Source organism: Actinomadura pelletieri DSM 43383 (genome assembly GCF_003634705.1).
In the GTDB taxonomy this organism is placed as follows: Bacteria; Actinomycetota; Actinomycetes; order Streptosporangiales; family Streptosporangiaceae; genus Spirillospora; species Spirillospora pelletieri.
In genome coordinates this window covers 472,996-488,818 of record NZ_RBWU01000007.1, presented here as the reverse complement: position 1 = coordinate 488,818, position 15,823 = coordinate 472,996, and the positions used below count along the sequence as shown (strand labels likewise).

Annotated in this window: 15 protein-coding genes and 1 pseudogene; 8 read left to right on the top strand and 8 right to left on the bottom strand. The window is 71.7% G+C overall.

What is annotated here, in order from left to right; all coding sequences use genetic code 11:
* Nucleotides 1–9: 9 nt before the first annotated feature.
* A pseudogene (locus BZB76_RS36860) lies at nt 10–1,146 on the top strand (ATP-binding cassette domain-containing protein); the annotation flags it as partial.
* 228 nt (nt 1,147–1,374) lie between these two features.
* Here the strand turns inward: BZB76_RS36860 and BZB76_RS30425 are convergent.
* Nucleotides 1,375–1,980 (bottom strand): response regulator transcription factor, encoded by a 606-nt coding sequence (locus tag BZB76_RS30425; RefSeq protein ID WP_121437858.1) that lies wholly within the window; start codon nt 1,978–1,980, stop codon nt 1,375–1,377.
* Between the two features lie 275 nt (nt 1,981–2,255).
* On the bottom strand, nt 2,256–3,209 hold the full coding sequence (locus BZB76_RS30420) for an ornithine cyclodeaminase family protein (RefSeq protein WP_121437857.1): 954 nt from the start codon (nt 3,207–3,209) through the stop codon (nt 2,256–2,258).
* A gap of 231 nt (nt 3,210–3,440) precedes the next feature.
* Here BZB76_RS30420 and BZB76_RS30415 point away from each other — a divergent pair, with 231 nt between their 5' ends.
* Complete coding sequence (locus BZB76_RS30415; protein WP_121437856.1) at nt 3,441–4,343, top strand: S1 family peptidase; 903 nt, start codon at nt 3,441–3,443, stop codon at nt 4,341–4,343.
* A 201-nt stretch (nt 4,344–4,544) separates the two neighbouring features.
* Nucleotides 4,545–5,618 (top strand): S1 family peptidase, encoded by a 1,074-nt coding sequence (locus BZB76_RS30410; protein WP_246007312.1) that lies wholly within the window; start codon nt 4,545–4,547, stop codon nt 5,616–5,618.
* A 75-nt stretch (nt 5,619–5,693) separates the two neighbouring features.
* Here BZB76_RS30410 and BZB76_RS30405 read toward each other — a convergent pair whose 3' ends face one another.
* On the bottom strand, nt 5,694–6,431 hold the full coding sequence (locus BZB76_RS30405) for a thioesterase II family protein (protein ID WP_121437854.1): 738 nt from the start codon (nt 6,429–6,431) through the stop codon (nt 5,694–5,696).
* A gap of 126 nt (nt 6,432–6,557) precedes the next feature.
* On the bottom strand, nt 6,558–8,237 hold the full coding sequence (locus BZB76_RS30400) for a hypothetical protein (protein WP_121437853.1): 1,680 nt from the start codon (nt 8,235–8,237) through the stop codon (nt 6,558–6,560).
* A 320-nt stretch (nt 8,238–8,557) separates the two neighbouring features.
* Here BZB76_RS30400 and BZB76_RS30395 point away from each other — a divergent pair, with 320 nt between their 5' ends.
* On the top strand, nt 8,558–8,800 hold the full coding sequence (locus tag BZB76_RS30395; protein WP_121437852.1) for a hypothetical protein: 243 nt from the start codon (nt 8,558–8,560) through the stop codon (nt 8,798–8,800).
* Nucleotides 8,801–8,897: 97 nt separating this feature from the next.
* Here BZB76_RS30395 and BZB76_RS30390 read toward each other — a convergent pair whose 3' ends face one another.
* Entirely contained in the window at nt 8,898–9,308 is a 411-nt protein-coding gene (locus tag BZB76_RS30390) for a DUF2000 domain-containing protein (protein WP_121437851.1), read from the bottom strand.
* A gap of 62 nt (nt 9,309–9,370) precedes the next feature.
* Here BZB76_RS30390 and BZB76_RS30385 point away from each other — a divergent pair, with 62 nt between their 5' ends.
* Nucleotides 9,371–10,189 carry an AraC family transcriptional regulator gene (locus tag BZB76_RS30385; RefSeq protein ID WP_246007311.1) on the top strand — a complete coding sequence of 273 codons (819 nt, stop codon included), beginning with the start codon at nt 9,371–9,373 and terminating at the stop codon, nt 10,187–10,189.
* A gap of 31 nt (nt 10,190–10,220) precedes the next feature.
* A complete protein-coding gene (locus BZB76_RS30380) occupies nt 10,221–11,228 on the top strand; it encodes an ADP-ribosylglycohydrolase family protein (protein ID WP_246007310.1) in 1,008 nt (335 codons plus the stop codon).
* 19 nt (nt 11,229–11,247) lie between these two features.
* On the opposite strand, the gene BZB76_RS30375 is transcribed toward BZB76_RS30380, so the two are convergent.
* The 3 genes from BZB76_RS30375 to BZB76_RS30365 form a co-directional block, all read right to left on the bottom strand.
* Complete coding sequence (locus BZB76_RS30375) at nt 11,248–11,667, bottom strand: TIGR03668 family PPOX class F420-dependent oxidoreductase (RefSeq protein ID WP_121437848.1); 420 nt, start codon at nt 11,665–11,667, stop codon at nt 11,248–11,250.
* Nucleotides 11,668–11,671: 4 nt separating this feature from the next.
* Nucleotides 11,672–12,313, bottom strand: coding sequence for a class II aldolase/adducin family protein (locus tag BZB76_RS30370; protein WP_121437847.1), 642 nt, complete (start codon nt 12,311–12,313; stop codon nt 11,672–11,674).
* An 83-nt stretch (nt 12,314–12,396) separates the two neighbouring features.
* On the bottom strand, nt 12,397–13,086 hold the full coding sequence (locus tag BZB76_RS30365; RefSeq protein WP_121437983.1) for an ACT domain-containing protein: 690 nt from the start codon (nt 13,084–13,086) through the stop codon (nt 12,397–12,399).
* A 192-nt stretch (nt 13,087–13,278) separates the two neighbouring features.
* Here BZB76_RS30365 and grpE point away from each other — a divergent pair, with 192 nt between their 5' ends.
* Nucleotides 13,279–14,229: a nucleotide exchange factor GrpE gene (gene grpE, locus BZB76_RS35425; RefSeq protein ID WP_211343255.1), complete on the top strand. Its 951-nt coding sequence runs from the start codon at nt 13,279–13,281 to the stop codon at nt 14,227–14,229.
* A 7-nt stretch (nt 14,230–14,236) separates the two neighbouring features.
* Nucleotides 14,237–15,820, top strand: a complete 1,584-nt coding sequence (locus BZB76_RS30355; RefSeq protein ID WP_121437846.1) for an Hsp70 family protein — start codon at nt 14,237–14,239, stop codon at nt 15,818–15,820.
* The last annotated feature ends 3 nt before the right edge of the window (nt 15,821–15,823 follow it).

Genomic DNA, 15,823 nt, shown 5'->3' with positions numbered 1-15,823 from the left:
CGCCGGTCGATGCGCGGCAGGCCCGACATGGGCGCGGTCGCCCGGATCACCCACCAAGTGGAGATCGTCCGGGACACGTTCGGCGGGCTGCTCGTCGTCGTGCGCGGTTTCCTGTTCTCCACCGGCGCGGCGTTGCTCGGCCTGTTCGCCCTGATGCCGGAGGTGGCGCTGCTGGTGGCGCCGCCGCTGCTGCTCGGGCTGTTGCTGTTCGGCGCGGTGTTCGGCGCGGCGGCCGTCCGGCAGCGGGACCTGGTCGTCGGCGAGGAGGACATCGCCGAGCGGACCACGGCGCTGACCGAGGGGCTGCGGGACGTCGTCGCGTGCGGCGGCGAGCCCACGGTGCGCGCCGGGTTCGGCGCCGCGGTCGAGGCGCAGGCGGCGGCCGGTCGCGCGGTGGCGCGGTTCGCGGCGTTGCGGGCCGTGGCGCTCGCCGTCGGCGGATGGCTGCCACTGCTGCTCGTCCTCGCGGCCGCGCCGTGGCTGACACGGCGTGGCGCCACGCCGGGAACGCTGATCGGCGCGGTGACCTACGTCCTGCACGGGGTGCAGCCCGCGCTGCGGACGCTGGTGCACGGCATGGGCGGCAGCGGGCTGCGCCTGGTGGTGACGCTGGGCCGCATCCTGGAGACGAGCGCGCCCGCGCCGCCCGTGCGGCCGAAGACGGCGCGGCCCGTCCCGGACGCCCCGGCCGTCGAGCTGCGCGGGGTCTCGTTCGCCTACGGGCGGGGCGCGCGGCCGGTGATCGAGAACCTGGACCTCGTCGTCCCGCGCGGCGACCACCTCGCAGTAGTGGGCCCCAGCGGCATCGGGAAGTCGACCCTGGCGGCCCTCATCGCGGGCCTGGTGGAACCCGCCGAGGGCGAGGTGCTGGTGGACGGCCTGCCGCCCGGCTCCCCCGACCTGCGGGTGCTCATCCCGCAGGAGGCGTACGTGTTCTCCGGCTCCCTGCGCGACAACCTGACCTACTACGCGCCGGACACCGCGCCGGAGCGGGTGGAGCGGGCGGTGGACGCGGTGGGGTTGGCGCGGCTCGTCCGGGACCTCGGCGGATACGACGCGGAGATCGTCCCGGCGGACCTGGCGGAGGCGGACCGGCAGCTCATCGCGCTGTGCCGGGCCTATCTGGCGCCGCAGCGGATCGTCGTCCTGGACGAGGCCGCGTACCGGCTGGACGCGGCGGCCGAGGCACGGGCGGAGGAGGCGTTCGCGCGGCGCCCCGGCACGCTGATCGTCATCGCGCACCGGATCAGCTCGGCGGCGCGGGCGAAGCGCGTCCTGGTCCTGGACGGGACCCGCGCGCAGGTCGGACGGCACGCGGACCTGCCCGCGGTGTCACCGCTCTACCGCGACCTCATCGGGCACTGGGGGACGGGTTCAGAGCCAGCCCGCCTCCTCGGCGATCCGGATGGCCTGGATGCGGTTCTGCGCCCCGATCTTGCGGTTGATGCGGGACAGATGGTTGCGGACGGTGCCGATCGTGAGGAAGAGGTCCTCGGCGATCTGGGCCGCCGAAGCGCCCCGTGAGGCGAGCGACAGGACCTCCGACTCCCGTTCGGTGAGCGGGCTCTTCGCCGAGGACAGTTCCTGGAACGCGACATCGGGGTCGATGACCCGCGCGCCGTTCGCGGCCCGCCGGATCGCGTCGACGAGGTCGCCGGGCGAGGTGTCCTTCAACACGAACCCGGAGGCACGGGCCGCCACCGCGCGCCGCAGGTCGCCGTTGCGACATCGGCCCGCCATGAGGACCGTGCTGCATTCGGGCACGGCCTCGCGCAACTTGCGCGCCGCGGCGAAGCCATCCATTCCGGGCAGCCCGACATCGATCAACGCGACATCGGGACGCTGGCTGCGCGCGGTCCGCAGCATCTGTTCACCGGAGCCGATCGCGGCGACGACGTCGAGGTCTTTCATTCCGTCGAACAGGGCGGCGAGCCCGCCACGGAGGAGAGGTGCCCCCTCGGCGAGAAGAATCCGAATCATTTTCGTCTCCTGGCGTGAACCGTGGCGCTGCCGCCCACCGCGGCGCGCGGGGACGCCATTACCGAACCGCGTTCCGGCCTCGGGGCTAAGGCGGGACCGGGAAGGGGCACCCGATCGGGGCGGCACGACAACGAGCTTCCAAGGGCCACTTGAACGGCTGGGTCAGGCGGAGGATCTACCGCCCGGAGTCAACACTATGCATGGCGTCATTGTAAAGACCGAAACAAACCGACAATTCGGATGCCCTTATCCCGCGAAATGCCCCTTACCTGTACTCATGCCAAGAAATCGAACTCGGTTCCGGCGCCGGACGCGCGGGCCGTCCGGTAGGCGACCCAGCTCACCGCGAGGTCCTGCCAGGGCAGACCGACCGGCGCGTACACGGTGACCTCACCGTTCCGCACCCGTCCCGGCACCTGGCCGCACATCAGGTCGCGGAGCGTCCCTGCGGCGTGCTTGACGTCCAGGCCCGCCTCGGCCAGCACGCCCATCTCGACGGCGAGGGCCACGTCGTCGACGACGACCCGGGCGCCCTCCAGCAGATCGGCGCCCAGTTCGGCCTTGCCGGGCTCGTCGGCGCCGAGGGAGGTGATGTGCGTGCCGCGCGGCACGTCCCCGGCGTGCAGGATGGGACGGCGCGCCCAGGTCGCCATGACGACGATCCCGGCGTCCGCGACGGCGGCGCGCGGGTCGGGCTCGACGTCGGCCGGGATGCCGAGCCGGCTCCCGTGCCGCTCGGCGAAGCGGGCGGCGCGACCGGCGTCCAGATCGCAGACGGTGAGGCCGCGCACCTCCCGCAACTCCGGCAGGCCCCGCATCACCAGCTCCGCCTGTGCCCCCGCGCCGACGATCGCGACCGTGTGCGCGTCCGGACGGGCCAGCGCGTGGGTGCCGAGCGCGGCGGCGAGCCCGGTGCGCCAGGCGGTCACGGTGGCCGAGTCCAGCTGCGCCAGCAACTCCCCGGTACCGAGGTCGTGCAGGCAGACGACGCCGCGCAGCGCGGGCCTGCTGCCCGGGAACTTGGCGTTGACCTTGACCGTGTAGGCGGGAACGCCCCGGACCAGGCCGGGCAGCAACGCGGTCGCGGTCCCCTGGCCGGGCAGTCGCCCGATCACCCGCCGCGCGGCGACCTCGTCCTCCGCGGAGGTGAAGCCGCGGCGCAGCGCGTCCAGACAGCCCGCCGGGTCCAGCAACATCTCCAGGTCCGAACGGGTCAAAAGCAACGTCACCGGACCATTCTCCCGCCTCGACATCGTGACGTCACCACCGGCTCATCGATCGTCATGACGTCACCGACCTTCTCGTTCCCGTCGGAAATGATCGGCGCGCACGCCGGATGACAATCCACATTAGGGCAATTAGTCACCTTTTTCCCTTACGTCGGGTTCGGTGTTCTCTCAGCATGTGCGGTGACCTCCGGCGCGCCGTCCGGGCGCGTCCGCTCCCACAGGAGGCATCTCATGAACATCCGTCCCCCACGCATCCACGGCATCACCGCCGCCGTCGCGACGTCCGTCCTGCTGACACCCGTCCTCGCCGCGGCGGCCCCCGCGAGTACCGTTCCCGGGCGCGGCGGCGCCGATCCCGGGAAGATCATGGCCGCGCTCACGCGCGACGCCGGCGTCCCCGGCACCGCCTGGGGCGTGGACTCCGCCACCGGCCGGGTCACCGTGGTCCTGGACTCCACGGTCACCGGCGCGAAACTGAAGCGGGTGAAGGCCGCCGTGGCCGAGCACGGCTCGGCCGTCCGCATCGAGCATGTCGCCGGGACGCTCCGTCCGCTCACCGCGGGCGGCGAGTCCATCTACGCCGCCGGAGGCGTCCGCTGCACGCTGGGCTTCAACGTCAAACGAGGCTCCGACTACTTCTTCCTCACGGCGGGCCACTGCGCCAAGGGCGTCACCGCCTGGTACGCCGATCCGGAACTGACCAAGCTGCTCGGCACCACCTCCTCCTTCAGCTTCCCCGGCGACGACTACGGCGTCGTCAAGAGCAAGTACGCCTCCACGCCCGATGACCTCCAGGGCGGCGTCCGCGTGGGCGACCGGTACCAGGACATCGTCGGCGCCGGAAGAGTCCCGGTCGGGCAGACGGTGACGCACGTGGGCCAGGTCTCCGGTGTTCAGACCGGAAGAATCAGAGGCTATGGCTTCACGGTCAACTACCAGCAGGGCGCCGTCCACGATCTGATCCTCACCGACATCTGCTCCAAGGAGGGCGACAGCGGCGGCCCGCTCTTCCTGGGAGACCTCGCGATCGGTCTGGCATCCGGCGGCGTGGGCCACTGCAATTCCTCCGGGAGGGCGACGTACTTCCAACCCGTCGACGAGGTGCTCCAGAGGGAGGGCGTGACGATCTACTGAACGATTTCCCATCACGTTCCACGGGTCCGATGGCCGTGTCGCATTGCGGTCTGACCACGGATCCATCGCCAGGGTGACAATCGCTCTGTTCCGAATTGGTCACCTTCTGCGTCTTACGCCTGCATTGACGGTTCCCACACCATGTGCAGGACCTCCGGTGTGCCAGCAGGGCGCACCCAACCCCCCGTGGAGGCTTGTGCAGTGAAGATCACCAAGAGGCGTGTGCTCGCCGTCGGCGTCACCACGGCGTCGGCCGGTATGGTGGCGGGTGCCCTCGCCATCGCTCCCTCCGTGTCCGCCACCTCCGGCTCGGTCGCTCCCGTCGCCGCCGCCGCTCCCGCGGGCCCCGGCGAACTGTCGACCAGGCTCGCCCAGCAGCTCGGCGGCCGGACCGCCGGCTCCTACCTGAAGGGCGGCCGGCTGGTCGTCACGGTCACCGACGCCGAGGCCGCGCAGACCGTGCGGGCCGCGGGCGCCGTCCCGGAGACGGTCTCCCGCAGCGGCTCGTACCTGAAGAAGGTCGAGGACACCCTCAAGCAGGACGCGACGATCCCCGGCACCGCCTGGGCCGTCGACCCCGACACCAACCAGGTGCTGCTCTCCGTGGACAGCACGGTCACCGGCGCGAAGCTGAAGCGGGTCAAGGCCGCCGTGGCCAAGCACGGCGCGGCCGTCCGCATCGAGCACGTCGCCGGGAAGTTCCAGAAGTTCACGCTCGGCGGCGAGGCCATCCGCACCGGCGGATCCCGCTGCTCGCTCGGCTTCAACGTCAAGAAGGGCAACGAGTACTACTTCATCACCGCCGGGCACTGCACCAGGAACAGCACCACCTGGACCGACAGCAGCGGCCGGACGCTCGGCAACACCGCCGGCAGCAGCTTCCCCGGCAACGACTACGGCATCGTCAAGTACACCTCCACCCCGCAGGACACCCGGGGCGCCGTCCACCTCTACGGCCGGGGCACCCAGGACATCACCACCGCCGGTAACGCCACCGTCGGCCAGCGCGTCCAGCGCAGCGGCAGCACGACCCAGCTCCACGACGGCAGCGTCAACGCGCTCAACGCGACGGTGAACTACCAGGAGGGCAGCGTCAGCGGCCTCATCCGCACCAACGTGTGCGCCGAGCCGGGCGACAGCGGCGGCTCGCTGTTCGCCGGGTCCACCGCGCTCGGCCTGACCTCGGGCGGCAGCGGCAACTGCCGGTCGGGCGGGACGACGTACTTCCAGCCCGTCACCGAGGCGATGCAGGTGTACGGCGTCCAGATCTACTGATCCTTCAGTACCCACCGTCGGCTGTCCGTAGGGCCGCCTCCGCACCGACCTCCCGCGGAGGCGGCCCGCCGCGTGTCAGGAGACGGCCGGGACGTCCAGGGCGCGGACGATCTCCGCGATGACGGCCGCCTGCCGTTCCGCCAGGTAGAAGTGGCCCCCGGGCATGACCGTCAACGCGAACTCCCCGTCGGTGACGTCCGCCCAGCCCGCGGCCTGCGCCTCGGTCACATGCGGGTCGGCGTCCCCGATGATCGCCGTGACGGGCACCGTCAGTCGCGTCCCGGGCCGGTGGACATAGGTCTCGATCAGCTTGAAGTCGTTGCGCACGTACGGCAGGACCAGTTCCCGCAGCTCCGGCTCCCGCAGCGCCTCGCCGTCGGTGCCGCCGAGCCGCAGCATCTCCGCGACCAGGCCGTCGTCGTCCCGCTCGTGCACGCGGTCGTCGCCGCGGTCGTGCGGCGGACGCGCGCCGGACACGAACAGGCGCACCGGCGGGGCGCCGCGCTCCTGCAACGACCGCGCCACCTCGTACGCGACGATGGCGCCCATGCTGTGCCCGAACAGCGCGGCGGGACGGTCGTCCAGCGCCGCCATCGCCCCGGCGACGAGCCGGGCGAGCCGGTCCGCCTCGGTGACGTAGGGGTCCGCCAGCCGGTCGGCGCGGCCCGGGTACTGGACGGCGTGCACCTCGACGGCCGGGGCGATCTCCTTGGCCCATGACCGGAAGAACACCGCGGACCCGCCCGCGTGCGGCAGGCAGAACAGCCGCGTCGACGCCCAGGGCCGGTGCTCGGCACAGCGGAACCAGCTCACTCGATCAACTCCTCGTGCCGGGGGGCGGACGTCGAGAATCCGTGCCGGTCGTCCCGCCCATCGTAGGCCGCCGCCCCCGGCGCGACCCCCGTGGTCCCGGAACTCCCGGGACCACGGGGGCGATGGTCACTGCAGGCCGTAGGCGCGGATCACCGTCTGCTCCACGGCGTTCCCGGAGCCGTCGGTCGCCTTGACCCTCAGGGCCACGTAACCGTTGTGCGGCCACCAGTGCAGGATGTTGGCGGTCCAGCGGTCCGTGCCGGACGCGGTCACCGGCACCGTGCTCCAGGTGGTGCCGTCGTTGAAGGACGCCTCCACCGAGGTCAACGTCACCGCGCTCCCGCCCACGGGCCGTTCGACGACCACGTCCAGCGGGAACGTCGTGCCGACCGGCGCCCGCCCGTTGCCGTCGAAGGCGCCGCTGATCCGGGGCTGGAGCAGGCGACGCTGATCGTCGAGCGGGTGACCGGGCCGCTCGGCGGACGGGAAGGTCCAGCGCGCGTTGATGCTCGTGGCGTAGTTCGACCAGGCGACATTCCGGTTCACCGCCAGATCGAGCCGGAAGGTCGCGGGATCGGCGGGCACGTTCCAGTCACCGGCCATCGGGTTGGCGCTCTCGCCGACCTTCTGCCCGTTGCGGTAGAGGGTGAGCGTGCCGGTGGTGCCGTTGCCGTAGTTGCCGCTGAAGTTCTCGTGACCCGGCTGGCCGGTGTCGGCGAGCAGCGGACGGGCGAGAAGCTGCCCTTGGCCGTGCCCGACCTTCATCGTCGGCCCGAACGCCGCCTTGTTCCACGTTTCCGAATGGGTACCGCCCGCGGTGAACGAACGCGGCGTGGACTGATCCTCGGCCACCTGGATGGAGCCCACCTTGTAGAAGGAGGCGCCTCTCCACTTCACACCGTTCGCGGTGTAGTAGACCCGCTGGGTCTTGGGCGCGACGGTGGGATGGGTGAGCCCCAGCGCCTCACCGCCGACGTCCTCGACGTCGGCGATGACGGAGTGGAAGCCCGCTTCGGTGGAGGGCACGCCCTGTGCGGCGTAGGTGGTGTTCACCAGCGCGAGGCTCGCCGGCGCGGCCTCGAACGTCAGGTCGCTCGGGATCTGTCCGGCCGTCGGGAACACCAGCTTGTAGACGCGCGGCGTCGGCAGCGTGCTCAACGGCTCGGCCTGCGTCTCGGCGTACACGAAGTGGTACGGACGGGTCGTGCTCGCGGACGGCCAGGCGCGCAGGCCGATGTCGGACCTGCCGCTCACGATCGTGGAGATGTCCTGACCGGCGATCTTCTGCACGATCTGGGCGTGGCTGTGGACCTCGGTGGCGGTCGAGGAGGGGCTGACCGCCTGGATCTCGGTCGCCGTCCTGGCGTCCAGGGTCAACTCGACGTCGTCGTCGACCGTCAGCGCCGGGTTGCCGTAGAGGGCCAGGTTGCTGGGGTCGTAGGCCGAGCCCGTGAGCACGATGTTCGTCAGGCTGTAGGTACCGGCCGGGACGACGGCGGTGAGCGCGTCCCCGCTCTCGGTGAGCGGGTACTCCACGCCGGTCTCCGGGTCGATCAGGGTGCCCAGCGGGGCGACGGGCGTCCCGGTGGCGTCGATGCCGTGGATCGTGACGGTGTGGTCGGCCGCCCGGCGGGCGGCGGCGGATGCCTTGGTCTTGCTGTGGCCGAGCTTGAAGAAGGTCTTCGTGGGGCCACCGCGCGGCGGAGCCTCACGACCGCCCGGGTCGGCCGCGGCCGCCTGGACGGGGACGAGCAGCGCCGCGATCGCGGCGATGCCGACCAGACCTGTGCGTAAACGCCTCACCATGTTCCCCTTCTGTTTACAAGACAGATGTTCGAGGAGTGGGCGCAGAACCGGACGGAGGGAGATCCGATGGATCGCTCCTGCGGGGAGTTCCGTCCCTGGACACAAAGATCACCCTACGGCGCGTGAGACCGTTCCACCCCGTGTCCAACATCACATGAAGTCACCGAACCTTCGACTGCCCACCCGACCTCGAACGGTTCCCCCGGAGACAGGTTCTTGCCAGTGGGCAACCGCTCCATCTGCCCGTACCCTTCGCCGTCCGTCGACCGAAGGGGCCGCCAGGGGTCGGTTGAACGTGTGGGGGTGGGCAGGGTTGAGGCATGGACGAGCGAGACGCACGGCGTGGGGACGTTCAGGAGCTGTCGGACTTCGAGCTGACCGTGTACGAGACCGTGGCCGAGATCGACAAGGAGGGCGGGGCGGCGGACTTCGACACGATCGGGCGGCTGGTGGGCGGACCCGAGGAGGACCTGTGGGCCGCCCTCGGGCACCTGGTGTCGATCAACCACCTGCATTCGACCAGCAAGGGATACGTGCTCGGACCGCACGACTGGGCGCCCTAGCCGCGGGCCGGAATCACGGGTGCAGGGTCACGGGTGCAGGGTCACGGGTGCAGGGTCACGGGTGCAGGGTCACGGGTGCAGGGTCACGGGTGCAGGGTCACGGGTGCAGGCGCACCCCCTTGAGGACCTTGTCGACCCCGTTCTTCGGGCCGTGGACGGCGAAGCCGACGAGGGGCATGTCGTCGACGGTGACGGAGCGGACGGTCTCGCGGTTGGCCTCGTCGTGACCCGTCTTGAACATGTCCTCGATGTAGACGGCGATGTGCATGTCGCGGGCGAGGGCGCGGGCGTGGGCGCCGCGGATCGCGGCGGCGTCGGCCTCGTAGACGAGGACGGGCTGCCGGAACATCGGCAGGTACGCGTTGCCGGACGCGTCCTCGTAGAGCTCGCCGACGAGGGCGGGGACGCCGTACGCGACGCCACTGGCGAGGAACGCGGTCACGTTGAGCCGCTGCCACGCGGCCAAGTCGTCGCGGACCACGATGCCGATCTTGGTGTCGAAACGCATGCCGTCCAGCGTTCCGTGGTCCGGGGAACCCGTCTTGAACGGTCGTGCGCCACACTGGGAACGTGGACTGGAGCAGGTACTGGAGGTCGTCCAGCCGCCCGATGGAGGCGATGCACGCGCATTTCGAGCGGCACGTCTACCACCGGCACAGTCACGAGACGTACTCGTTCGGCGTCACCGAGGACGGCTACCAGGCGTTCCGGTGCCGGGGCGACGCCCACACCAGCGCGGCCGGGATGGTCATCGCGTTCAACCCCGACGATCCGCACGACGGTCACGCCGCCGACGAGCTGGGCTTCACCTACCGGATCGTGCACCTCGGGCCGGAACTGGTGGCCGATGTGCTGGCCGACATCGCGGACCGTCCGGTGGGACTCCCGCTGTTCGACTCCCCCGTCGTGGCCGATCCGGTCCTGGCGCGGAACCTGCGCGGTCTCCACGCGGCGCTGCTCGGCGGCGCGCCCGCCCTGCGGCGGGACGAGCTGCTCACCGCGACGGTCGGGGCGATGGTGGACCGGGCCGCCACACGGCGGCCACGGACGGTGTCGGCGCCGGGGTCGGTGGGGCGGTCGGTGGAGCGCGCACGGCGGCGGCTCGACGAGGCGTACCTGGACGACATCGGCGCGGACGAGCTGGCCGAGGCGGCCGGGTGCAGCCGGTACGCGCTCTACCGCGGGTTCCGGCGGGTCCACGGGATGGCGCCGAGCGACTACCAGCGGCAGCTCCGCCTCCGCGCGGCCCGCCGCCTGCTCGCCCGGGGCGACGCGATCGGGGACGTCGCGGCGGTGACGGGGTTCGCCGACCAGTCGCATCTGACGCGCTGGTTCGTCCGCTGCTACGGCGTGACCCCCGGCGGATACCGCGAAGCCTGTACCGATTGAAGCCTGTACCGATTAAGGAAGAATGCCGTCCATGAGACGGGCGAGCGGGGCCATGTTCGGGCTGGCGTACGGCGACTCTCTGGGCGCTCCGACGGAGTTCCTCGACATGAAGCGGATCCACCGCCGTTTCGGGGAGCACGGACCCACGGAGCCGACCGGCGACCCGGCGCTCGTCACCGACGACACGCAGATGGCGATAGCGGTCGGTCTCGCCCTGCTGGACGCCCTGGACAACCCGCCGTTCACCCCCGACCTGATCACGCCGATGTGGCGGCGGCGGTTCGTCGACTGGCTGCGCAGCCCCGACAACAACCGGGCGCCCGGCCGCACGTGCCTGCGGGCGTGCGAGGGGCTGGCCGCCGGGAGACCGTGGGTGGAGGCGACCGTGTCGGGGTCGAAGGGCTGCGGCGCGAACATGCGGGTCGCGCCGGTGGGCCTCGCGCCCGGCCTGTCGGACGAGACACGGGCGGGCGCGTCCCAGCTCCAGGCGGCCCTCACCCACGGCCATCCGACCGGGCTGGCGGCGAGCGAGCTGACCGCGTTCGCGGTCCGGTGGCTGGCCGACGGCATGGACCCGGCCGACCTGCCCGCGGCGCTCCGGGCGCGGTGCCACGACCAGCGCACCGTCTACCACGAACGCTGGCTCGGCGACCTGTGGAAGCGACCTGGCATGGACGCCCCGGAGACCTTCATCGCCCGCGGCTGGGACGAGTGCCTCGGCCGGCTCGACGCGCTGGACGAGGCCCTCGCGCGCGGCGACCGGGCGTCCGACCCCTGCGAGATCACCGGCGCGGGCTGGACCGCCGAGGAGGCCCTCGCCACCGGGCTGCTGTGCTTCCTGCTGTTCCCGGACGAGCCCGTCCGGGCGATCCGACGCGGCGCCGCCAGCTCCGGCGACTCCGACTCGATCGCGTGCCTGGCGGGCGCCTTCGCGGGCGCGCGGCTCGGCATGGACGCCTGGCCGGACGAGTGGTCCGGCCGTATCGAGTACGCCGACCTGCTGCGCCGGATCGGCGAGGCCTGGGACGTGCCGGAATGATCGGGCGGCGGGCCGGACGTCAGGTCGCCGTCCAGCCGCTCCACGCGTCGATGGTGACGGCGATGACGGGCCCTTCGGGCGGGCGGTCGCGATACTGGGCGTAGCGCTCGGTCAGGAGCCGGACGGGCTCGGCCTTCCGCGCCGGGTCCTCGACGATGGACGCGCGGCCGTCCACGCGAACCCACCACAGCCGTTCCCAGTCGTCCTCGTAGTGGTCGGCCAGCAGCGCGACGCGCGGGTTGAAGCGGATGTCGGCGAGGCGCCGCAGGTTCCCGGTGCTCTTCGGCTTGTGGTCGACGGCCGTGTAGACGGAGCCGCGGTGGACGGCGAACGTCACCGGGACGAGGTGGGGCCGCGCGTCCTCCCCCACGGTCGCCAGGCGCGCGACCGGGACCGTCGTCAGAAGGCGGCGCGCGTCGTCCGAGGAGAGCTTCGGCACCTCCTCAGCCTGCCATGTCCGGTGGCGTGAGGCCGCGCTCGACCACCTTCGCCAGCTCATCGTCGGTCAGCACGCGCGGCTCGCCGATCATCCTGGCCCGGACGTACACGCCGCAGAGCCATTCGAGGAGCCGCGCGTTCTCGAACGCCTCATCGAGGTCACGGCCGATCGTGACGCCGCCGTGGTTGGCCATCAGCGCGGCGCGCCTGCCGCCCTCCATCGCGGCGCGGACGTTGCGCGCCAGCTCGGGCGTCCCGTAGGTGGCGTACTCGGCGACCCTCACCCCACCGCCGAGCAGAAGGATGTTGTAGTGGATCGGGGGCAGTTCGGACAGGGTGGACGCCACGACGGCGCCATAGGTGGAGTGGGTGTGCACGATCGCCGCCGCCGGGGTCGCCTCGTACAGGGCAAGGTGCATCGGCGTCTCGGAGGACGGAACGCGTTCGCCGTCGACCGGACGTCCCGTGAGGGTGACGACCGGGCAGTCGGCGGGCGTCAGCCGGTCCAGCCGCCCTCCGGCCGGTGTGACGGCGACCAGATCGCCCGACCGGACGCTGACATTGCCGGACGTCCCGCCGACCAGACCGGTTTCGGCCAGCGACCGACCGGTCACCGTGAGTGCGTCCCTCTCGTCCGCCAGCAACATGCGAACACCCTTCACGTCTCAGCGCCTGCACGGCCACGCTACGCCCTGACGATCTTCCAGGTGTCCGGTCGTCGACGGCCGGGTCAGACCGGTGAGCGGCCGGAGCGGGCACCGGCCAGGACCGCGTCCGCCGCGCCGGCGAGCTGCTCCAGCCGGAACACCTCCGTGCGGTGGAACGGCGGCGCCCCGGTCCGGGCCACGACCAGCGCGACCGTGCCCCCGGCCAGCGGGCAGACCGCGAACTGCGTGCCGTCCGGCGCGGTGAAGGCGCGCGGGCGCAGCGGCGCCAGCAACGGCAGCTCGACGGCCCCGCCTCCCAGACCGGGACCGCCCTCCCCCAGCCCCGGCGCGTTGACGAGGCCGCCGACACTGGTGTGCACCAGCACCGCGTCCCCGTCCACGGTCAGTTCCGCCAGGCCCGCCCAGTCGGCGCTCAGGAGGGCCGGGACGGCGTCCGCGAGGATCTCCGCGCCGCGCTCCGGGACGGCCGCGACCTGCCCGACCACGGCGGCGTCCGGGAACACGCCCTGCGGCTCGACGGTCGGCCAGACCCCGATGATCTCCACTCCGGGCACCGAGCCGAGCCCGTCGGACAGCCGTTCCAGCCCCGCGCCGGCCGGCCAGGCGACCGTGAAGTCGTCCATCGCCCGGCCGTTGTCACGTTCCAACACGGCCATCTGAACGACGTCCGCGCCCGCCGCCCCCAGCGTGCGCGCCACCTGTCCCAGCGCCCCCGGACGGTCGGGCAGACGAATCCGTATCCGCAGCAACATCGCCACCTCCACTTCCCTGCGCGTCCCCCAGTCTCGACGAGACCCGTTTCCTTCGTGTTACCCAGAAGTGACGACGCGAGAAAACGCTGCCGGGTCCGGTGCTGGAATGGCGGGCACAGGTCAAACTAGAGTCCGGTGAAGGTCATCAGCAGGCCTATCGCCTCATGCCGCCCACCATTAAGGTAACTGCACGTGTCGAGGGACGGGGAACCCCGAGTCGACGAGGACTCCGGAACCGAGCCGGGGACCGCGCCGGCGACCGAGCCGGACGCCGGCTCAGGCGCACAGCGGACGCCGTGCGACGTCGAGGCCGCCCTCGCCGGGCTCGCCGCGCGGCTGGACCGCGAGCACGAACGCGCCGCGCACCGCGAGGCCGTGATCGACCGGCTCCACGAGGAGAACCAGCGGCTGCGGCGCGGTGAGCTACAGGCCATGCTGGAACCGGTCCGGGCCGCGCTGTACCGGCTGCACGACCAGGCGCGCCGCGAGTCGGTGCGCCTCGCCGCGCCCGACCTCACCGATCCACCCGACCCGAAGCGGACGGCGCTGCTGCTGGCGGCGGTGGCCGACGACGTCGCGGACGCCCTGGCACGGCTCGGCGTCGAACGGTTCACGGTCGAGCCGGGGGCGCCCTATGACGCGGCCCGGCACCGTCCGGTCGCGGTCACGCCCGTCGAGGACCCGCTGCGGGACGGCACCGTGACCGCCGTCGAGTCCGACGGGTTCGAGCAGAGCGGAAGGGTGCTGCGGAAGGCGGCCGTCAGCGTCGGGCGGCTCGACGCCGGGCGCGACAGGGCACGCGCGACGGAGCAGGCGGAGCCCCCGGAACGAACGGCGCCCCCGGAACGAACGGCGCCCCCGGAACGAACAGGGCCCTCGGAACAAACAGGGCCCTCGGAACAAACAGGGCCTACGGAACAAACGGAGCACACGGAACAGGCGGGTGCGGAGCGGGCGGGCACCGCTTCCAACGGCGCCGGGCCCGCCGTGACGTCCGACACGTCGGATACGTCCGACACAAAAAACACATCCGACACAAAGAACACATCGGACACAGAAATCGAGCGAGGCGCGCGGAACGCGCCGGTCACGCAGAACACAACAGACACGCAAGGGAATACCGGACTCGGCACCGATGGGTGAGAGGGACATGGCTGTCTACGGGATCGACCTGGGAACCACGTACTCCTGCATTGCCTCCATCGACGACGTGGGGCGGCCGGCGGTCCTGCGTAACCTGGAGGGCACGGACACCACCCCGTCCGTCGTCTACTTCGAGAGCGGCGAGAACGTCGTCGTCGGCGCCACCGCCAAGGACACCGCGGTGCTGGAGCCCGACAACGTCGTCAGCCTGATCAAGCGGGACATGGGCCGGGACGTGACCCGTCCCATCCACGGCATCGACTTCACGCCGGAGGAGCTGTCGGCGTTCATCCTGCTGAAGCTGGCGACGGACGCGCGGACCACGACCGGCGACGAGGCCCGCGACGTCGTGATCACCGTCCCGGCGTACTTCGGCGCCGCCGAACGCGACGCGACCCGCAAGGCGGGCCGGATCGCGGGCCTGAACGTCATCGACATCGTGTCCGAGCCGGTCGCCGCGGCGATCACCTACGGCGTCCTGAACCCCGAGCAGGACCGCACGATCCTGGTGTACGACCTCGGCGGCGGAACGTTCGACACGACCGTGATCACGCTGCGCGGCGGGCACATCGAGGTGGTGTGCACCGACGGCGACCACGAGCTCGGCGGCGCCGACTGGGACGCGCGGCTCGTCGAGTACCTCGCCGAACGGTTCCGCGCCGAGCATCCGGACGCCGTCGACCCCCTCGACGACAAGCAGACCGAGCAGCAGCTCCGCCGCGACGCCGAGGACGCGAAGAAGGCCCTCACGACCCGGACCGCGCACACCGTCCGCGTCATGCACGACGGACGGGTCGCGACGGTCGAGATCACGCGGGAGAAGCTGGAGGAGCTGACCAAGGACCTTCTCGACCGGACCGTGGAGATCACCGGCCGGACGCTGTCGACCGCCGCGGAGCGGGGCGTGCACGACTACGACGATCTCGTCCTGGTCGGCGGCTCCACGAAGATGCCGGTGGTCGCGGCGCGGCTGGCGACCGAGCTGGGCCTGGCGCCCCGCCTGCAGGACCCCGATCTCGCCGTCGCCAAGGGCGCGGCGCTGTACGCGTTCGAGGAGACGTACCGGCGGCTCGTCCGGGAGGGCGCCGAGGAACGTGCCGAGGAGATGGCGAACCGCGCGGGCCTGTCCGCCGAGCAGCGCGAGCGGATCGCCGGGCGGCAGATCAGGACGGTCGCGTCGCACGCGTTCGGCATCGTCGTCGTCGACCGCGACACCGGCGCGGAGAGCGTCGCGCACCTCGTCCACGCCAACGACGAGCTGCCCGCCGCGCCGACCGAGGACTTCTTCACCGTGTACGACGACCAGACGTCCGCCGACATCCGGGTGATGGAGCAGGCCGGGGTCGTGGAGTCCACCGACCTGATCGACAACACCGAGATCGCGACCGGGGAGATCCGCGTACCACCGGGCAAGAAGGCGGGCTGGCCGATCGGCGTGACGTTCGAACTCGACGCGTCCGGGCTGCTGAACGTCACGGCCGTGGAGAAGGAGACGGGTGAGCGGCTGGAGCTGAAGGTGGACGTCGGCGGGATGTCCGAGGAGGAGGTCGAGCGTTCCCGGAAGGCCCTCTCCCGGGTCCGGGTGAGCTGAAAC